Origin of the sequence: Terriglobus albidus, from assembly GCF_008000815.1 — a bacterium.
GTDB lineage: Bacteria > Acidobacteriota > Terriglobia > Terriglobales > Acidobacteriaceae > Terriglobus > Terriglobus albidus_A.
The window spans coordinates 2,292,001-2,310,413 of sequence record NZ_CP042806.1 but is presented as its reverse complement, the minus strand read 5'-3'; the positions used below and the strand labels follow the sequence as shown (position 1 = coordinate 2,310,413).

The following is an 18,413-nucleotide window of genomic DNA, read 5'->3' as shown; positions in this document are numbered from 1 at the left end:
GGGCCCAAAATGTCGCGACCTTTGCCGAGAAACGACAAAAGCACCAATAGCGTCTGCTTGATTTCCATACCGGTCTGTGTATCCAAACGACCTCAATTGTTGCCCAGGCAGCATAGGAACCAACCAATCTCCGGTCAGCCGCATTGCTCCCATAACCTCTTCTACGGGCCGCAGTCGCCGCGCATTCCCAAGCTGTATAAAGGAAGACATGGGATTTCAGGCAAATGTCCTAAAAGTAATGATCGCCTCCCCAAGCGACGTAGCGGACGAGCGCGAGATCGTGACCAATGTGCTGTATCAATGGAATAACGCCAACGCCGTCACCCGCGAACTCGTGCTCCAGCCCGTCAAGTGGGAAACCCACAGCTCTCCTCAGATGGGCGCTCCTGCACAATCACTTCTCAACGAACATTTACTGCTCGATGCAGACATCGTTGTCAGCATCTTCGGAACTCGCATCGGGACGGCCACAGCTGACTTCATAAGCGGCAGTGTGGAGGAGATTAAGCGACATGTCGCGGCGGGGAAATTGGCAATGTTGTACTTTTCGCATGTACCGGTCGATCCGCATGCCATCGATCCGAAACAATGGGCCGCGCTGCAAGCGTTTAAGGAAGAGTGCAGAGCAAGCGGCCTCTATGCCGAATATGCCAGCCACGAACAATTACGCACGGATTTCGGACATCACCTGGCAATCGCTCTCAACAGGCCTCAATATCTTTGGCTCACGAAGCCCAATGCCGAAGTCGAACTGAAAGAACCGGATCTGGATTACAATGAGCGACGACTCATTCTGGAAACGGCGGACGACCGAAACGGACAGATCATTGCAGGGACCACGATGGAGGGGTTTTACGTCCAGGCAAATGGGAAGAATTTTGTCGAAGACACTCCTCGCTCCTCCGCAACGTGGAAGCGAGTGCTGAGCAACCTGGTGCAACTCGGCTATCTGCATCAAGAGAGTGAAGAAATATACGAGCTGACCGAAGATGGCTTCGCCCGCGCTGATAAGGAAATCAGCATTGCTCCTCTGGAACTGTCGTTGTCGTTCGCAGGAACACCCAACAGGCAGCTGCTCTGCGTCGAATCAAACAAACCGATCATCGTAAAACAAGTCGAGTTTCTTACCTCTTCCGAAGCCAAAATATCCGATATGCAAATCGGTTCTGAGAATGCCAAAGAACATTCAGTTGTGCTGGATCACGCGAAAATCATCAGTTTATTCAATACGCCTCGACCTGACATGAACTACTCCGACCATTCAGGCCCAGCCGCGCTGAGGTTGGTGATTGAAGTAAATGGCCGCAGGAACGAGGTGCTCCTTCCGATCATGCTCCAGCCTAAGTTTGTCAGCAATACCCAATGGATAGAACTATCAGGTTCGAAAGTATTCGTATTGAAGGATATCTGAGACGACCGCCGAGCCGGACGTTGAGTCGCTCATTGTGGCCGCCCTTACGTATGTCGGAAAGGACTGTACGAAGACTCGATGGGGAAAGGCTGGAGAATGAAGTCGTCACAATATCCGATTTGTGCGCGGCTGGCATCTCGGGGGTTATGGCCGTTAGATGGCCCAACCAGCATATGCACCGTAAATCTCGGGTCCGAGTTGTCCGGAGCGATCGTCAGTTCAAGATAGGGAACGATCTGAGTTCTGCCCTCACGCAGATGTATCGGTCTCTTAGTAAGATCGACAACCTCTGATACCAGTCGCCACTCGGCCTCCTTGATGAAATCAGGATGTTTGATGAGAGGGGCAAGCGTATCAAATATCCTGACCGACTCATGAACGAAATCTGACATTTCGTTATAAGGGAGGCTGCCGGTCGCGCTTGTCCGCAAACTTCTAAAGTCTTCAAGCAAGTTTTCCACTATTTGCTGACACAGGGATGCGCTTTGTGTTTCGTCATAAAGACACTGGTACAAACCGAAGCGCGTAACAGTGTTCTTGGCAATTGCCGCGACCAGCTGCGCTGAGCCGAACCCTAGTGCGAAGCTTCCGGTGCTACCCCCGTATGCACGCCATTGGCTCAGCTCATTCTTCTCGGCCGAAAAGGATGTCACAAAAACAGGCCGGGTAGCGTTGTCGCCAATGCATTGCAAGAAGAGGCTCAACATCTCGTGCTCTTCGCGGGTGGTTATGCTGGATCTAATTCCCTCAATAGCACGCAAAACCAAACGCCTCGAATATCGCATCTCCGATGCATCGTTAAGATAGTCAGTATTTGTCGCCCAGAGCTTGCCAGACCGGAAGATCCCCAGAAATCCTGCAGCATTCGTGTAGTGCCACAACATGCCTGGCGGTGTGGTTGTATAGGTGTGCAACACATCACCTACGAATTTCTCTAAACTGGCAGTCGTACTCATCGGACGTTCCTTTGCAGTGCCGCTTATCTATTAACCCATATAGGGTTAGCTGACGCCCGGCAGGCGCACCCCCTCGCCTCCAGACACTCAGTCGATAATGAAAGTGCCGGACTATTTTAGGGGGTCAACTTTGCAATCCATTCCGGCTCCGTGCAGCACGATAAAATCCTACAGGAAACCTGTCCCCAGGCTGAAAAAGTCAAAATGGCGCGCCTTTTCTGGCGATTTCGCTCCGGCGCAAAGGGGCCGGTGTATTGACTGTGTTTACCTGTGTTTACCTGTGTTGAGTGTATTGACTTATTGACCATGGGGTGAGTGTGAGCGGGGTTAGAAGAATTTTGAGCAGGGCCGGATACTCATCCTGGAGGCATTGGAATGACGACGAAGCGAAAGCAAAAAGACGAGCGATACCGGGACGCATGTTTTCCTGACGGGGCCAAAGAAGTGTTCGCGCCTAAAGCCGGGGGATATGCACCGCTTCCATACATCTCGCGGGAACTCCTGCGGTACCTGGAAGGCGCAGAACTCAAGGTCTGGATTTACCTGCTCACGCGCGGCGGCCCGCAAAGCATCTGCTACCCGACCTATGAAGACATTATGCGAGGCACGGGCATCAAGGGAAAAGGAACGGTAAGCAAGTCGATACACCGTCTGGAAAAGATCGGACTCATCCGCTCCCACAATGACCGGGGCACCCGTCGCTATCTGCTGCGCGACCCTCGACTAGCCGTCGCAAAACTTTACGAGCTGAACGAGATGACGAAGGGCGAGCTGGAAGATGCTAACGACCTGCTCGAAATCATGAAGCTGCCTTTGATTGAACCCAAGCCGAAGATCGTCGTTCCTAAGGCCGCAAAGAAAGCGGGCGGCAAATGAGTCTGGAGCACCTTCTGATTGACGCTATTCTTTTAGCTGCACTACTCGCTGCGGCCATCAAGTTCATCCTGTTCGAGATCCAGAGTGTGCGCCACGCCTGGCATCGGACATTTCCAGCAAAGAAGAGGCATCGGCCAGATGCACTGCAATCGTAGGCACTTCTTTGCCACCCACCGAACACAATCCGCTAATTCCGGAGACGAGGGATGTTCCTATAAATTGGGGTATCGAGATTCGAAGAGAGGTTGTTCGAGAATATGTTAGGAACTCCAGTAGATGCCGGCAAAGTGGTTTATGTTTTGGGAGCGGGCTTTTCAATCCCCGCTGGAGCACCGACGCAAGCGCAGATACTCGGAGACATCCTGGAACTTGATGGATGGAACGCCAAAGTAGCTGAAGCGAAGACCAGGCTAGAAACCTTCCTCATCGACGACCTTCGTATCAGACGCGAAGATATCCCCCGGATCGCACTGGAGGATGTTTACACCCCTATTGACCGCTGTATCGCCGACGGCACGGCATTTAAAAGCAGGAACGCTGCGGATCTGAAAAAGATTCGCGAGGATCTCGGGTATCTCATATCGGTTGCGATATCCCGGCGCATCACCACTCAGATTGGCTCCGGCAAGGCTGACGGCGAATACATCCATGCGTTTGCGGAGTACGTCGTTGCCAAAGCTGCAAAAAGAGCGGAATACGCGAAAGACGCGAAGGATGCGAAGAGGGCAAAAGCCTATGATCCATTTGCGATTATCTCGTTGAATTGGGACATCCTGCTCGACAACGCCATTCATTCGGCGCTTTGGAATCGTGATCCCGGACTTGGGGGCGATTATGACCCGTTTGGTGTCGTGGATTATTGCTGCTATATCAGCTCGGTCCAAGCGGGCGATACACGAATACGCTCCGGTTTATGGAGCCTCGGATGTCGTGGCTTCAACGTGAAGCTTTTGAAACTTCACGGTTCGATGAATTGGCTGCAATGCCCGAATTGTCAGAGGCTATTCGTTGAGTACGGTCTCAAGGAAGACATCCTAGAGCGTGTCGGCGAGACGTGCTGCCGTCATTGCGAGAAATATGGATATAAGAACCCGCTTGCGGGTTCTCTGGTGATGCCGACCTTCCTGAAGGACCTGACAAATTTCCAGGTGAAGCTCGTCTGGCAGAATGCTGGCGTCGAATTGATGGAAGCGAAGCGCCTCGTCTTTATCGGGTATTCCTTGCCAAATGCGGATTTCGAGTTCAGACAGCTTCTCTCGCGCATGGTTCATCAGGATGCCAGGATCGATGTCGTTCTCCGCAAAGGCGGCAGCGACGAGGACAGTCGGCGGTACGAAAGTACGAAGGAGCGATATCAGCAATTTTTCGGAGACCGCCAGATAGAGTTTCACTTGAATGGTGTGACAGAGTTTGTAGAGAAACACATCAGCGATGCCGCCTCACAACCAGCACTGTAGCGATACATCATCGCTGCAGTGATTCCTGGTATGGTCGGCACCGTATATCGGCGTGACTTAGGGATGATCTACGGAGCGAACGCAGCAGTTCTTGGTTTCGTACAACTCGCCAGTTGATTTCAGCACCCATCAGCGCCCGCGCTGTTTAGTCCAGCTACCCTAAACCGGTGGTCTCTTTAGATGTACCGCTGGGACGCTCAAGAGACGTCTGCCGAACCTCAGTAGAGATCCGGCGTTCGGGATTGCTTCCCATAGGCCGACTTACGAGAATTTATTAGTAATAGTGGAAGGTAAAATCGATGCAAAAGATTCATCTTCAGCTTGGGAATCATTTAGTTGCATTTCTCGATGTGCTCGGGCAGCGCGAGAGGTTCAAAGCCTTGTATCTCCCGACCACACCCGAAAACAGAGCAGAAGTAGCTGAAGTTCTCAGGCATACAGCGGGTTTCGTACTCGACCTCTGAAGGATCTTCGATACGCAGTTCACAGCCTTTGAATCCGGACTTTCTAACCTAAAGAAACACACAGACAAGTCCGTCCGACCAAAGTTTATGGGCTTCTCCGACTCCTTCGTCACGTCAGTTCCGATACGTAATGAAGGGGGAGATTTAGCCCTAATGATTACGATCGTATCGGCTCTTTCAGCCGCTGCCTCGGTCATGGGCGTGTCATTAGCAAGCGGCCACCCTTTGCGTGGTGGAATAGATGTGGGTCTTGCGACTGAGATCGGCCCCCAGGAAATTTACGGTACGGCGTTAGAAAGCGCATATAGGCTCGAGTCCGAAGAAGCCGGATACCCGCGCATCCTCGTCGGTGAAGGACTCTGGCGTTTTCTCAATTCGGCCCACGCCAACTTTCGGACGCAGGCGACCCCTGAGTCAAAAACGATCACAGCGATCATCGAGAAAGCGCTGAAACTTATTGCAATAGACAGCGATGGAAAAAAAATACTCGACTATCTAGGCCCCTTCATAGTCGAAAATGCTGCTGGATCAGAGGGCAAGTTCAAGGAGATCCAGCTCAAACCGATCTATGAATTCGCGCTTGCAGAGCAAGAGCGAATCAACAAAGGAAACGATCCCAAGCTGATCGTCCGATATGAAGCCCTCAGGCACTACATCGAATCCCGCTTGCCTCTTTGGAATTACCCCGTGATGTCAACGTGATTGATTCGGTGCCTGCTTGGCATCCATAGTCCGCACCGAAATAGATCACTTACCTAAGGTTTTCTTGAGAGAATGCAACAGAGGTCACTCAGTGAGCCAGTTCGCATCGCCTGCGGACTGATGCAAGAAGTGATTAGCTATAAACCCGCTTAGCGTGACTTGATCGATCGCTGACGACAAGCATACTTATTGTCAGGAAGTGACCCGAGCAGACGATCGACATTGCGCAAACCGGTTCCCGAGCTGCCGCTCAACGCCAGTCAGGTTCTTGCGCATCTTGAACAAGTCCAGGCTCACTCCGAAATAACTTGCGAGCGATGGTTCGTCCATCTGGTTAAGCATGACCAACAATGCATCCCTGGGGATTAAGAGAATTCCTGCGAGACAATCAGCCTCAGCTTCCTGACTGGCGTTGAACTCCTTCATCATCAATGCACCCCCCGGTCCGAAGAAAGCCTGCGTGGGGCTGTGACGCAAGATAATATGTGCCAATTCGTGGGCCAAGCTGCTGTTCTGCCTAGTCAGAGGGTGCGCCGAATTCAAGATGATGATCGTTGTTGTGCCTACGACCAACGTTACCGCCGACCAGCTATCGGGATCGACACGGATGAGATGGTGCAGAGCGCCGGCGTCCAGACCCGGAATTTCCTCTGGATAGAAAACTTCGATTGCGAGGTATGCGGCGAGTGCGCGCGGATTAAGAGCAGCATGCCGCACCAATCCAAGGTCTCGCCGATATCCGGCAGAGGCCTTCTCGCACCAGCTCTTAAAGCCGCGACGCAATTCGTTCACTTTAGAACCCGCCTTGCCGCGTCAGGATGAAATTTTGCGCAGCTAGAATCATCTGCGCCAGCGCTTCAGCGGTAACTGGGGTCACAGTCGGCTTCTTGCGGAAGTGTACTTCAGAAATGGGCGAAGATTCGGCGACAACGGTCTCCACAGCGATTGTTTCTGGATCTTCGCCGAGCCAGACACAGATCTTGCGGTAGTTTTCTAGATCAGGGAGATGTCCTCGTTCGATGCGCGAAAGCGTTGCATGACTGATGCCGATCTGTTGGGCGGCGGCTCGAACTCCCAACTTCCCTCGCTTTTGCTGCACTCTGCGTCCGAGGTCTTCAAGAAGCTTTTTGGCCAAGGCCGTCTCCTGTGGTTTACAAGTAATCCACTGGTGCACTATTGACACGGTGCACAGTGGCCTTTACTGTCTTACATATGAACCATTCTGAGGTCATGTAGTTGCATCGTCAATAGACAGGAGTCTGATTGAATAACTCCCAAGAGAGCCGGAAGCGAGAACGGGCCAGCACGTCTGCGGTCGCGGATGGGGCTTTGCCGGGTGCTTGGGAAGTGACGCGGTACATTCCCGCCGCCATCCAGAATGAGCTTTGGGGACGGGCCGCTGGCCGCTGCGAGTTTGCCGGGTGCAACAAGCCACTATGGAAATCTTCGGTCACGACTGAGCGCGTGAACATCGGGCAGAAAGCCCATATATATTCCTTTAGCGAAGGCGGACCACGAGGGCGTGACGGGGTTTTGCCGGAAGACATCAACTCGGTGGACAATCTCCTGCTGGTTTGCCACGAGTGCCATCAGAAGATCGACAAAGCTGTCGATGGCGGACGCTATCCGGCGCCACTGCTCCGTGAGATGAAGCGAGACCACGAGAGCCGCATCGAGCTCGTGACGGGCATAGATACGACGCGGAAAAGCCACGTTCTCCTGTACGGAGCCAACATTGGCGAACACACTGCGCCGTTGACTTACGCTGGTGCCGCGACGGCGATGTTTCCGCACCGCTACCCGGCCACTGATCGTGCGATTAGCCTCAGTCTCCACAACAGCGCCGGCACAGACCGTGATGAGCAGTTCTGGATCTCTGAACGAGAGAATCTTGAGCGGCAATTTGCTCGGCGTGTTCGAGATCAGATTGCAGACGGCGACATTGCGCATCTCTCCGTGTTTTCGCTGGCACCGCAGCCTTTGCTCATTCATCTGGGAACGCTGCTGGGCGACATCATTCCTTGCGACGTATACCAATTGCATCGCGAACCGCAGACCTGGGCCTGGCCATCGGGAGGGGCGGCGCCCGAATACTTTATCCATGAGCCGCAGATCAAGGGCCGAAAAGCTGCGCTGGTCTTGTCGTTGAGCGCGACTATTGATCTCGGCCGGATCACTTCGGTGCTCGGGGAGGACGCCAGTATCTGGGTGATTACGGTACAAACGCCGCACAACGACCTGATGAAGAGCCGGGATCAGCTCTCCTCTCTGAGGGCAGTGTTACGGCGGGTCTTCGACCGGATCAAGTCCGCGCACGGGCAGTCCGCCATTCTGCATATCTTTGCCGCGGCACCTGTCTCCGCGTGTCTTGAAGTCGGCCGAGTGCGTATGCCGAAGGCCGACATGCCTTGGCAGCTCTACGACCAGGTGAATGCACGTGGGGGCTTTGTACCTGCTTTATCGATATCTTTGGAGGCCAACTAAATGGCGCATGAACTCATAGTAAAGCTGTTGGACGGCATTGTTGATTCACTCGATATCCCCGAGTCTTACTACCAGCGTGCGGCGAATCGGCACCGCTCTCTCGGGGAGTGGCTGTGCCGCCCTGAATCCAAGGTCGCAATCTACAACCCGCACATCACGCCTCAAGGCTCGTTTCGCTATGGCACGGTCACGCGGCCCTTGAATGCGGACGGAGAATACGACCTCGATAACGTGGTAACGCTTACCATGCCAAAGACAGCGATGACTCAGCAACAGTTGAAAACGCTCTTTGGTGCGGAGATTCGTGGATATGCGGAAGCCCATCAGATGTTGTCTCCGATCGAAGAGATGAACCGGTGCTGGCGGCTGCACTACTCCGACGAAGTCACGTTTCACCTGGATAGCTTGCCCTGCGTCGCCGAGGAACAGAGTGTCATTGAAAGCATTGTCGGACTCGGGGTGTCTCGCGAGCTTGCCAAGCGCGCAGTCGCAATCACTGACAAGCGCCACCCGCAGTACGCAACGATCAGCTCGAAATGGTTGAGCAGTAATCCTCGTGGGTTTGCTCGCTGGTTCGAGGAGCGCACACGAAGCTACGCTCTGCCTCGACTGCGGCGTTTGGTGGAATCACGACTATACAGTTCGGTCGAAGATGTTCCTGCCTATGAATGGAAGACGCCGCTACAGCGCAGCATTCAGTTGCTCAAGCGTCATCGGGACGTCATGTTCCGGCAGAACCCGGAGCTGGCCCCAATCTCGATGATTCTGACCAATCTCGCGACGCATGCATACAACGGCGAAGCTGACATTTTCACGGCCGTGACGGGTATCGTCGACCGGATGCCGACGTTCATTCGCTCCGGACGGCCGCGGGTTCCTAACCCCGCCGATCCTGCGGAGGACTATGCCGACAAGTGGGCCAAAGACGCGCGGCTCGAACAGAATTTTTGGACGTGGCATACCCAGGTGAAGGCTGATCTGGCTGTGCTACCCGACTTGCTCCGCGGCGACAGGCTCGCTGGGCGGGTGCGTCAGATGTTCCAGCTGGACCTGACGCAGGAGCAGTTGCGACAGTTTCAACCGGTGAGTCCGGTGGTCCGCAGTGCGGCGTACTCCGCGCCGGCAATTGCAATCAGCAACCCGCCGAGGCCTTGGGGAGCGGAATGAATGAGCACGTCGGCGTTGCTACGCGCGTATGTGGAAGAGGTACTTCAGAAGTATCCTGAGCTCCGCCTCCACCCCTCTGCCGACGATGAGACCGTCCTCGCAGGTCGTTTCGAGTTTTCAGCTCAGACTCGCGGTCAAGCACCGATCTCTGATTGCTACGAGATCAGCATCTCGGTTGCTTCCGATTATCCCAGAACGGTTCCTCTGGTACGAGAGACGGCGGATCGCATCCCGCGCAACTTCCACAAGCTCGATTCTGGACACCTGTGCCTCGGGTCGCCCACTCGCCTGCGACTCATTCTGGCAGAGACGCCTTCTCTTCTCTCGTTTGTTGAACGGTGCCTGGTTCCGTACCTTTACGGTTATTCGATTGTCGAAGGCGGAGGAGACCTTCCCTTCGGTGAATTGTCCCACGGCGCGCCCGGGCTCCGCGATGATCTCGCCTCGATGCTCGGCGTCGAGAACGACCAAGTTTTAATCGGTTTCGTACGTCTCCTCACTCTGAAGAAGCGCAAGGCGAATAAGTTGCCGTGTCCGTGCGGTTCCGGCAAGCGTCTGGGACTATGCCACAATCGAATCATTAATCGGGTTCGGAGTGACCTCGGGCACGGCTGGTTCTGCTCTTTGCTCTACGGGCCGCGATGATCAGACGGCCGGTTCTTGATCGACTTTCTAGCAAGCCTCTGGCGCACTTGGCTTCATAAATACGAAGACCTCGCCGCATATAGAACGTTCACCCAGGTCAGACAAGGGCCTATCGTTCTCCCAGTCGATTTCGCCACCCAATGCCCATACGAGTGCCGGATGATCGGTGGGCATAAGCGCTGCCAGTTTCGGCGCAAGCTCTGGGATGCGGCCGTTGACCACGTGAATCAGCAACAACACCAGAACACGCCGTTTGGTGTTGGCCGCAAGTGCGGTGGCTGCACTCTCGATAGCTTCGATCTCACCGCCAGCGCCAAGTAAAAGAGTCAACGACGCCGCTACGTTGCTGGGCTGGGAGGCTAGCAAGTCAGGAGTGATCTTTGCGACTAATTCAGGGTCTGCAGAACCAAAAGCAGATAAAAGTCCCGCCGCGGCCTGGCCCCGGATAATGTGCCGTCCTGGCTGCGTGGCCAGTTGAACCAGCATCTCTTGCCCGTCCGGTCCGGCGTGTACGGCAAGCGTATCGAAGACATTACACCGGAGAGTAGGGTCTCCAGAAGAGATGGCGATCTCCAGAAGCTCGTCTGCACTCTCGCGCGACAAAACCGGGTACTCTTTCATCGTCTTCACGGCAGCTCTCGCGATCGGGAACTGGGCATGGTCATCGGCGTAATGACTGCCGGTCGAGTAGTTGTCCCGAACGAGTGTCATCAAAGCTGCCCAGTGTGCGGGATGAACCTTCTGAACGAGCAGTTCCCCGAGAGTACGGCGGACGTACTGCCCTTTATCGGAAGCCATCTTAAGCAACCGGGCCGGAAGCGGCGCTGCCAATTCCTCTGCAATCGCCCGGAGGGCGGTGGCCCTCACAGTTGCGAACTTGTGTGTGAGTGCTTGTTCAAGGACAGCAGCCTGCTTTTCGAGCGCGGCTGCTTGCACAGCTTCGGCGGCTATATCGGGTTCTGTAGCGGATGTCAGAAGCGCATCAACATCTTCCTGCCAAGTAGCGTCAGACGCCTTGCTCAAAACAAGGCGAAGGCGTCGAATGTCCTCCGATGCGTTATAAATCGAGAAAAGAAATTGCTGCGCCTGTTCACCGATTGTCGGCTTGCGGTCGTGCAACAACTCTGCAAAGGCCAGACCTAACTCGGTCGCGGCAGGTGGTAGTTGCCGCATCGCAGCAACGGCATCAGGTTCAGGCTCTTTGTGTCGTCGCGACAGCGCGGACACATGATTTTCAAGATGTGCAAGGTCAAGAGCGATCTCAACTAGACGGTTGTTCTTCGCGTCTGTCTGCAAGTCCTCGCAGATTGCTTCGAACTCGTTCGGCGCAAAGAGGAGCAAGCATCGGAGCGCAGCGACACGGACTTTCTTAGAGTCGCTCCCTTGCTTCATCCGTTCTAAAAGAGGCGCCAGGAAACGACCGTCCCAGACGAGTCCAACGAGATGCCACAGGTCATCTTCATGCCGCGAGTTGAATGCCAGCTCGAAAAGTGCGGCTAGCTCGTCCTGGTCTATTTTGATTTCCGAAGCCAGTGCCGACTCTTCCTCATCGAGAACGTTTGAGCGATTGAGGTCATCCCTGAAAACGGTCAACCAAAACCAGCTCATACTGTCGCGATGGGCGTGGGAAGCGATCTGCTTCCAGTTGCCTGTCTTGTGGAGCCTGCGTACATACGCTTTCAGAAGCTCCCCAGCGGTGTAGCCATCCTCATCTGAAGTCGCGAGATGTTCCGCATACTCCTCGCTGAACTCGCCGTTTATTAGCCTGAGATGTAGCTCATCTGCTTTCGCGCTCTCTTCCGTCGTCAGTTCGCGGGCCTTAACCGCCTCATTCACGACGTTTTCGTAACCGGCAAGATCCTCAAGAGCGCCTTCGGCAATTGGATCATCATTGTGAGTCACGCCGAGGTGAACGATCTCGAGAGCAGCGTCCAAGAAGGCTTGGCTCAGATCCGGAGCCAGTCGGAGGAGGTCGCGCGCAAAGCTCTCCGTGTACTGGCTGTGCGACCAAGGGAGAACTTTGCGGATGAACCGCTCGATCAGGGGCTTCGTTGTGGGATCAGCGTGACGGCTGGAATACCACTCATCGGTATGTTTAGGATTCTCCCAAGAATCGAGGAAGACTCCTCGGCGCATCGCGCTTGCAAGTAGGTACCGTGCAATCTCGGCTTGAGAGCTGGACGGCGAACCCGCCTCTGCGATCAGATCGAGGGCACGTTCGAGCTTGTCCGGCGGATCAGAGAGGTTGGTCTCGAGCCAGGAGTCAATCGCCTGGGTAGCTGTCGTCGGCAGCTTAAGGTTGATCTTGCTGTCTTTAGGGATTCCCGCAATAAGCTTGGCGGACGCCTTCGCTCCCCACGTCCGTCCGTCTTCGAGCGATAACCAATAGCTGATCAAAGCGCGGAGAGCCTTCCCTGCAGCCAAGCGGTCGTTATTGAGGGCTTGCAGTATCCCCGCCTCCACACGTGGGTGGTAATACGTCACGATCTCATCGGTCTGCTTGAGATTTCGTGATGCAACGAAAAAGCGAACCAGAGGCATGATTCCTCTGTCCCAAACAGAGTCCTCATCGGCAAGAGCTTCCTCGATCTCTGCAACCCTCGATATCGAAAACTTGTCGGCCACTTTCAGAAGCGCCCAAATCACCGATGCTGCCCGTATGTCGTGGCGCTCCTGAATCTGCTCAATGACCGTCTGCTCGATAGAGTTCCGATGAGCTAGGCGGATCGCCTCTTCGACCAGTCCGTTTCCACTCCTGAACTTCTCACGATCAATTGTCGGAACGGCATCAAAGAATTTCTGGATCTCGAGCGGCGTCTCCAGTTGTTTCAAAACCAGTCTCCGAGAGCGCCCGATGGGGTCTTGCAGATCCCACGGTAGGCCCGGGACGCGCAACTCAAAGATCTTTTGTCGTTCGCTGGCGCCATAGTGTTCCGGCTCGAGCGGCACGAGCCACGGCGTCACCGTGTCGACGCCCTTGGCCTGCTCAGCGACATCTCTTCGGGTTGTGGCCACGATCATACGATTCGCGGTGGACCCTGAGAGAAATCGGTCGAACTGGTCATTCCAGGCTCGGCTCTTCGGATCAAAGTCAAAGCGGCCCCAGGGGTCTTCGATGTCGTACAACACTGGAGATGGCGTCTGGTCGTCTTCAAGCTCGCCCGGTCCCAGCCGTATCGGTTTCCGTTCGAGGTTAGGCATCTCTTCCCGGAGCTCTTGATACAGCATCCGGGTCGCCAAAGTCTTTCCAGTCCCGGACGGGCCGATGATCACTGCGCCATGGCGCTCACGCATCGCTTGACGCAACTCATCCCAATTCTTGGGCTTGACGTAGAGCTCAAGCTCGGGCGTACTGGCGAGATAGCCACCATGTTTCTTGATAACTTCTTCCAGATCTTCACGCCGCCATCGCCCTTGAGCTGCGCCACGGATGCGAATTCTTGCTTCTTCCCTCAGCTCCTTCAGGCAGGCCTTCCACTGAGCGTTGGGAACCCGGAAAGCATCCATCAGCAACAGTCTGATGTCAGCTTCGAGCTGCTCTGGTTCCTTGTTGCTGAAGACTCCAATTCTGCCAATCGCGTCGGCAGGTAAAGCCTCAGTGAAGGAAGAAGGTAGGTCAGCGGGCTTGGGCCAACGTCCGGGTTTTTTCACTCGCAGACTGGCAGCCTCTCCGTTTAGTCCGGCGCTGGTTACGAGCAAGTAGTGGACCTGCGGATCTTTCAGGCGTTCAGTCGCTGGAACCCGCTTCTTCCCGCCATATTCCAGCAATGTTTGAAGCGTCTTGATGGTCCAGGCATTGCCGCTGCGCAGCTTGGCTTGGACGACGAGTTTCGACTGTCCCAGCCTGACCTCTCCCGTAACCCTTCCAGGTTCGAACTCGTCCAGTGTTCCTTCAATGTCTTCCTGACTTGCGGGTTCGAGAATGAGCTCTTGGGCTTGTTTGTTGGCGACAATGAGGAGCAAAGACAGCCAGACAGACATGTCCATCTGGTAGTCGTATCCAGCCAAGGCGTCGCGCCCTGCCCCTCCCGGATTGTCGCCCAAATGCTCCTCAGCCAAGACGCCTCACAGGCAGTGCCCAGATAACAGTTACTGTCTGGATGCTCACTAAGTGTATGTCGTAGTTCTAACAGTTGGGTTACCTGCTATGCGTGGATGTACTCAACTGAAATGCTGCAGTGCTGTCCTGCGTTGTCGATGCATCGCTCAGTTTGCGGCCAAGGTGGAGATCGCGCGAAGCAAACAGCCACCAGAACAGCCACCAAACAATTTTGCCTCTCGACATTCGAGAGGCAAAATTGACATAAGTCTTTTGTAATCTTGGTGCCGGGAGGGGGGGTCGAACCCCCACGAGGTTGCCCTCGGCGGATTTTGAGTCCGCTGCGTCTGCCAGTTCCGCCATCCCGGCTCGCTTTTTATTCTACAGCCAGCCACGCCGCCGGAAGTACCAGTATGGCAACACCGCCGATAAAACCATCATCACGATCGCCATCGGATAACCCAGGTGCCACTTCAGCTCCGGCATGTGCTCGAAGTTCATTCCATACAGCGAGCCCACCAACGTAGGCGGCAGGAAGATGACGGCCGCTACCGACAGGATCTTGATAATCGCGTTCTGCTGAATACTGATCATGCCCAGGTTTGAGTCCAGCAGGAACTGGATCTGCGACAGCAGGTACGCATCATGCTCCAGCAGAGACTTGATATCCCGCTGCAGTGTCTTCAGCCGCAGGACTTCGTTGCGGTCCTGATGCGGCGTGTCGCCGTTCTCTTCTCCGGAGAGGAAGCCGGCCGCCCGTGTCAGGCTCAGCAGGCTCTCACGGGCGCGGCCCGCCAGGTCACCGCTGCGGCCGATCTGCCGCAGCATGGCGGCCAGGTCTTTCTCCACCGCCACCTTAGTCGAGGTAGCATCCTGCGCGAAGAGCTCGCCGGCCAGGACATCCAGGCCGTTGCCGATCTCCTCGAGGATGTCGGCTACGCGGTCCACCACGGTCTCAAGAAAAGTCAGCACGGCATCGCGGGGATGCTCGATGACCTTCGGCGACTTGTCCACACGCGCGCAGAAGAGCTTGAACGCCGTAGGATCGGCATAGCGCAGCGTGACAAACTGCCTCGCCGTCACGATCATGGTTACGGCGGCCAGCTTGGGCTGCTGATCGCGCGGACGGCTTACCAGCCGGACCGTAATGTACGAGGCCCCACTCTCGCGGTAGAGGTTGCTGCTGCTCTCCACCTCGGACATCTCTTCCCTGGTCGGGACGGAGAGCGCCATCGCATGTTCGACCGCGTGGTCTTCTTCCGGTGTGGGCGCCAGCAGGTCGATCCATGCGGCCTGCTGCAACAGCGAGAGCGAATCGCCCTCATCGATACGCAGCCTGCCGGCCTCGACGTGAAACGACCGCAGCATCGGCTACTGCACCTTGCCTTGCGGACGCAGCTTTTCCAGCTCAACTGCACAGGCAATTGCGTTCTGCGCCGCCAGCTTCAGGTTGTCCGCAGCCAACCACAGCCACACCCGCGAGACCGGCGCACCGGATTCCTCGGGCAGGCGGACCAGGATCTCTTTCCGTCCCGCGGCGCTGACATTGCTTGGCGGCTCGGCGTCGCCCAGCAGCACCTCGACGTGCTCGCCTTCGAGTGCGCGTTCCAGTAGAGCCAGCTCCACCGGCTTCGCAAACTCGAACAGCACACTGATGACATAGCCGTGGAAGACCGGGGCATGCACGATCTGCAGTGCCGGCTCCGGCAGGCGTCCTGCGGACAGCTGTGCGAAGTGCTTACGGATGCGGCCTTCGGTAATGGACAGCCGCTGCACCGCTCCGTCGCCGAAGACCGGCAGCAGGTTGAAGGCTACCTGCGCGTCGTACTGTTCCTTGGGCAGCGACTGGAATGAGAGCAGGTTCAGCGTCTGCTGGTGCAGCTCGTCCATCGCCTCCTTGCCCATCTGCGATGCCGGCTCATAGACCACGGCGGCCAGGCTCTTCAGCGGAAGGTTCTTCCCTGCCCGCGCCGCGACGAGCGACAGCATCAGCGCCCCCGGATGAGCCGCGATGACTCCCACCGTGCTGAGGCTTAGCGCCGCGCCCGGGCCCTTGGCGGCCAGCACCTGTTCGACCCACGGAGCCTGTACGACCGTCTCTGGCTGATCTTCCAGGGCATAGCTCATGTCGACGATGCCGGCACCGGACTTGCGGGCGAAGCTCCAGCTCTCGGCGGTCTGCGCCGAGGTGCCGGCAAAGAAGACGAGGTCCAGACCGTCGAAGGCATCGGAGTCGATCTTCTGGATGAAGCTCATCTCGTCTTCCGTGGCCTCCAGTGTTCCGGCCAGCTCTTCATGGTCAAGCAGACGCACATCGGCGGCAGCTAGCACGCTTTGCCCCAGCTCCTCATGCAGGTCCTTGCCTGCCAGGCTCGATGCGCCGGCCACGCCGACGTGATACACGCGTTCTTCCATCTTGTTTCCTTCCTGTTGCCGCTTACAGTGCGGCCTGTGTACGCCGGCGTCGCATCCATCCATAGCTCACGCGCGAGAACAGACCGTACACCGTATAGCTGAGCGCCAGCGTGATCAATGTAATCCCTGACCACAGGAATAGCGGCACCACGGCCAGCGTCAGCAGAATCAGAAGCCGGAACGGATGCCCCCGGCTCAGGTTAATCTCTTTGCCGCTCCAGAAGCGCCAGCGGCTCACCATCAGGAACCCGACAAACGCGACGAACGACAGCCACACCAGCGCGATCCAGATATTGTCGATCGGCTGGCCATCAAAGCAATGCACTACAGAAGCAACAACACCGGCCGCTGCAGGAATCGGCATACCGACAAAGTACTTCCGGTCAGGCCGTCCCGGATTCTGCGGCTTCGGGTCCTTGGTGATGTTAAACCGCGCCAGGCGGCTGGCTCCGCAGATGAGGAATAAAAAGCAGATGAACAGCCCCAGATCCATCACCTTCTGCCGGAAGACCAGGTGGCCCACCATGGGCAGCATGCGGAATCCCCACAGATAAGCCAGAATGCTGGGCGCCACGCCGAAGGTGATGACGTCGGCCAGGCTGTCCAGCTCTTTGCCGAACTCGCTGGCCGTGTTGGTCATGCGGGCGATTCGGCCGTCGAGAGCGTCGAAGGGCATGGCGAAGGCGATAGCGATCGCCGCGCGGTCGAAGTACCTGGGGTCTCCGGTCGATACCGCCTGCAGGCTCTGCATCACGGCGTAGTACCCCACGGCGATATTGCCCGCGGTGAACAACGACGGAAGAACATACATGGCGCGCCGCGGTTGCTTGGGGCGGCGCTCGCTCAGCTCAACCATCAAGCCTCCGAAGCAACGGGCATCTCCGCCAGAATGGTCGATCCGCCCTTCACCCGCGATCCCTTCTTGACCTTCAGCACCGCATCCGAAGGCAACAACACATCCACACGCGAACCGAACTTGATCAGACCGATTCGCTGTCCGCGGTCAACCTTGTCGCCAACCTTCAGATTGCAGACGATGCGGCGCGCCAGCAGACCGGCGATCAGCTTGAAGCTGACCTGGTAGTTGGGATTTTCCACGACAACCAACGTCTGTTCGTTCACCAGCGACGAATCCGGCGACAGCGCGTTCTTGAACAGACCCGTGCGATGGTCGACCTGCGTCACCGTACCTTCGATCGGCGCGCGGTTTACGTGCACGTCGAAGACGCTGAGGAAGACACTGATGCGCAGACGCGATCCGGCGCCTGTCTCGATCCATTCGGCCTCGGTGACCTTGCCATCAGCCGGAGAAACAATGACTCCCCTGCCCTGCGGGACCGTACGCGAGGGGTCGCGGAAGAACCAGAGAAAGAACACCGCCAGCAGAACCGGAATCACTGCCAGCCAGGGCCACCCGGTCAACGAGAGAAGAACCGCAACGACACCCAGGCCGAGCGCATACAGAAAACCGTCACGCACCATAAAGTTCTTCCGATTATAGAGCCGCAGGGAGAAAAGGTCGTTGTCCGATGGACGCGGCGCTTTCTGTTGTCATCCTGGAGCGGAGCGAAGGACCTGCTTTTTCGGCTCCGCCACCAACCGCCGAAGGACATGGGTATCGCGCTGCGCGCGACCGCTTTTCGTTTCGGATATCCGAAACGAAAAGCGGAGAAAACGGGTCTTCGCTGCGCTCAAGATGACAACCGTCAAGGCTTCGAGCAGCCTAGAGACACACTAGGAGCACAAGGCCCAACGTCCGGCCCTAACTGCCGGCTCAAAACCAAGACGATGCTCCGC

At 56.2% G+C, this 18,413-nt stretch carries 16 protein-coding genes and 1 tRNA gene; 8 read left to right on the top strand and 9 right to left on the bottom strand.

Annotated elements, in window-relative coordinates; translation table 11 throughout:
- Positions 1-208: 208 nt before the first annotated feature.
- Positions 209-1,411, top strand: a complete 1,203-nt coding sequence (locus tag FTW19_RS09340; protein ID WP_147647369.1) for a DUF4062 domain-containing protein — start codon at positions 209-211, stop codon at positions 1,409-1,411.
- 44 nt (positions 1,412-1,455) lie between these two features.
- On the opposite strand, the gene FTW19_RS09335 is transcribed toward FTW19_RS09340, so the two are convergent.
- Positions 1,456-2,367 carry a DUF2971 domain-containing protein gene (locus FTW19_RS09335; RefSeq protein WP_147647368.1) on the bottom strand — a complete coding sequence of 304 codons (912 nt, stop codon included), beginning with the start codon at positions 2,365-2,367 and terminating at the stop codon, positions 1,456-1,458.
- A 375-nt stretch (positions 2,368-2,742) separates the two neighbouring features.
- Between FTW19_RS09335 and FTW19_RS09330 the strand changes: the two genes are divergently transcribed.
- The 4 genes from FTW19_RS09330 to FTW19_RS09320 all read left to right on the top strand — a co-directional run bounded on the left by FTW19_RS09330 (position 2,743) and on the right by FTW19_RS09320 (position 5,866).
- The gene (locus FTW19_RS09330) at positions 2,743-3,243 is read left to right on the top strand and encodes a helix-turn-helix domain-containing protein (RefSeq protein ID WP_147647367.1); all 501 of its coding nucleotides are present in this window, start codon (positions 2,743-2,745) and stop codon (positions 3,241-3,243) included.
- Complete coding sequence (locus tag FTW19_RS25775) at positions 3,240-3,398, top strand: hypothetical protein (protein ID WP_187143390.1); 159 nt, start codon at positions 3,240-3,242, stop codon at positions 3,396-3,398. The genes FTW19_RS09330 and FTW19_RS25775 overlap by 4 nt, the downstream gene beginning before the upstream one ends.
- 102 nt (positions 3,399-3,500) lie before the next feature.
- Complete coding sequence (locus FTW19_RS09325; protein WP_147647366.1) at positions 3,501-4,700, top strand: hypothetical protein; 1,200 nt, start codon at positions 3,501-3,503, stop codon at positions 4,698-4,700.
- Positions 4,701-5,317: 617 nt separating this feature from the next.
- A complete protein-coding gene (locus FTW19_RS09320) occupies positions 5,318-5,866 on the top strand; it encodes a hypothetical protein (protein ID WP_147647365.1) in 549 nt (182 codons plus the stop codon).
- A 192-nt stretch (positions 5,867-6,058) separates the two neighbouring features.
- On the opposite strand, the gene FTW19_RS09315 is transcribed toward FTW19_RS09320, so the two are convergent.
- Together FTW19_RS09315 and FTW19_RS09310 are read right to left on the bottom strand one after the other, a co-directional pair.
- Positions 6,059-6,658 carry an ImmA/IrrE family metallo-endopeptidase gene (locus FTW19_RS09315; protein ID WP_147647364.1) on the bottom strand — a complete coding sequence of 200 codons (600 nt, stop codon included), beginning with the start codon at positions 6,656-6,658 and terminating at the stop codon, positions 6,059-6,061.
- A 1-nt stretch (position 6,659) separates the two neighbouring features.
- Positions 6,660-7,001 (bottom strand): helix-turn-helix domain-containing protein, encoded by a 342-nt coding sequence (locus FTW19_RS09310; RefSeq protein ID WP_147647363.1) that lies wholly within the window; start codon positions 6,999-7,001, stop codon positions 6,660-6,662.
- A gap of 329 nt (positions 7,002-7,330) precedes the next feature.
- On the opposite strand from FTW19_RS09310, the gene FTW19_RS09305 reads away from it, so the two are divergent.
- From FTW19_RS09305 to FTW19_RS09295, 3 genes are read left to right on the top strand one after another with little or no spacing between them, the layout of a single operon-like run.
- A complete protein-coding gene (locus FTW19_RS09305; protein ID WP_222705551.1) occupies positions 7,331-8,350 on the top strand; it encodes an SAVED domain-containing protein in 1,020 nt (339 codons plus the stop codon).
- Positions 8,351-9,517: a nucleotidyltransferase domain-containing protein gene (locus tag FTW19_RS09300; protein WP_147647361.1), complete on the top strand. Its 1,167-nt coding sequence runs from the start codon at positions 8,351-8,353 to the stop codon at positions 9,515-9,517.
- Positions 9,518-10,162: an SEC-C domain-containing protein gene (locus FTW19_RS09295; protein ID WP_147647360.1), complete on the top strand. Its 645-nt coding sequence runs from the start codon at positions 9,518-9,520 to the stop codon at positions 10,160-10,162.
- 27 nt (positions 10,163-10,189) lie between these two features.
- On the opposite strand, the gene FTW19_RS09290 is transcribed toward FTW19_RS09295, so the two are convergent.
- From FTW19_RS09290 to FTW19_RS09265, 6 genes are all read right to left on the bottom strand, one after another.
- Entirely contained in the window at positions 10,190-14,149 is a 3,960-nt protein-coding gene (locus FTW19_RS09290; RefSeq protein ID WP_147647359.1) for a hypothetical protein, read from the bottom strand.
- Between the two features lie 334 nt (positions 14,150-14,483).
- Positions 14,484-14,570: transfer RNA gene (locus FTW19_RS09285), tRNA-Leu, on the bottom strand.
- A gap of 12 nt (positions 14,571-14,582) precedes the next feature.
- A complete protein-coding gene (locus FTW19_RS09280; RefSeq protein ID WP_147647358.1) occupies positions 14,583-15,569 on the bottom strand; it encodes a magnesium transporter CorA family protein in 987 nt (328 codons plus the stop codon).
- Positions 15,570-15,572: 3 nt separating this feature from the next.
- Positions 15,573-16,679 carry an Asd/ArgC dimerization domain-containing protein gene (locus tag FTW19_RS09275; RefSeq protein WP_246153656.1) on the bottom strand — a complete coding sequence of 369 codons (1,107 nt, stop codon included), beginning with the start codon at positions 16,677-16,679 and terminating at the stop codon, positions 15,573-15,575.
- A complete protein-coding gene (gene pssA / locus FTW19_RS09270) occupies positions 16,639-17,472 on the bottom strand; it encodes a CDP-diacylglycerol--serine O-phosphatidyltransferase (protein ID WP_147647357.1) in 834 nt (277 codons plus the stop codon). The genes FTW19_RS09275 and pssA overlap by 41 nt, the downstream gene beginning before the upstream one ends.
- A complete protein-coding gene (locus tag FTW19_RS09265) occupies positions 17,472-18,098 on the bottom strand; it encodes a phosphatidylserine decarboxylase (RefSeq protein WP_147647356.1) in 627 nt (208 codons plus the stop codon). The genes pssA and FTW19_RS09265 overlap by 1 nt, the downstream gene beginning before the upstream one ends.
- Between the last annotated feature and the right edge of the window lie 315 nt (positions 18,099-18,413).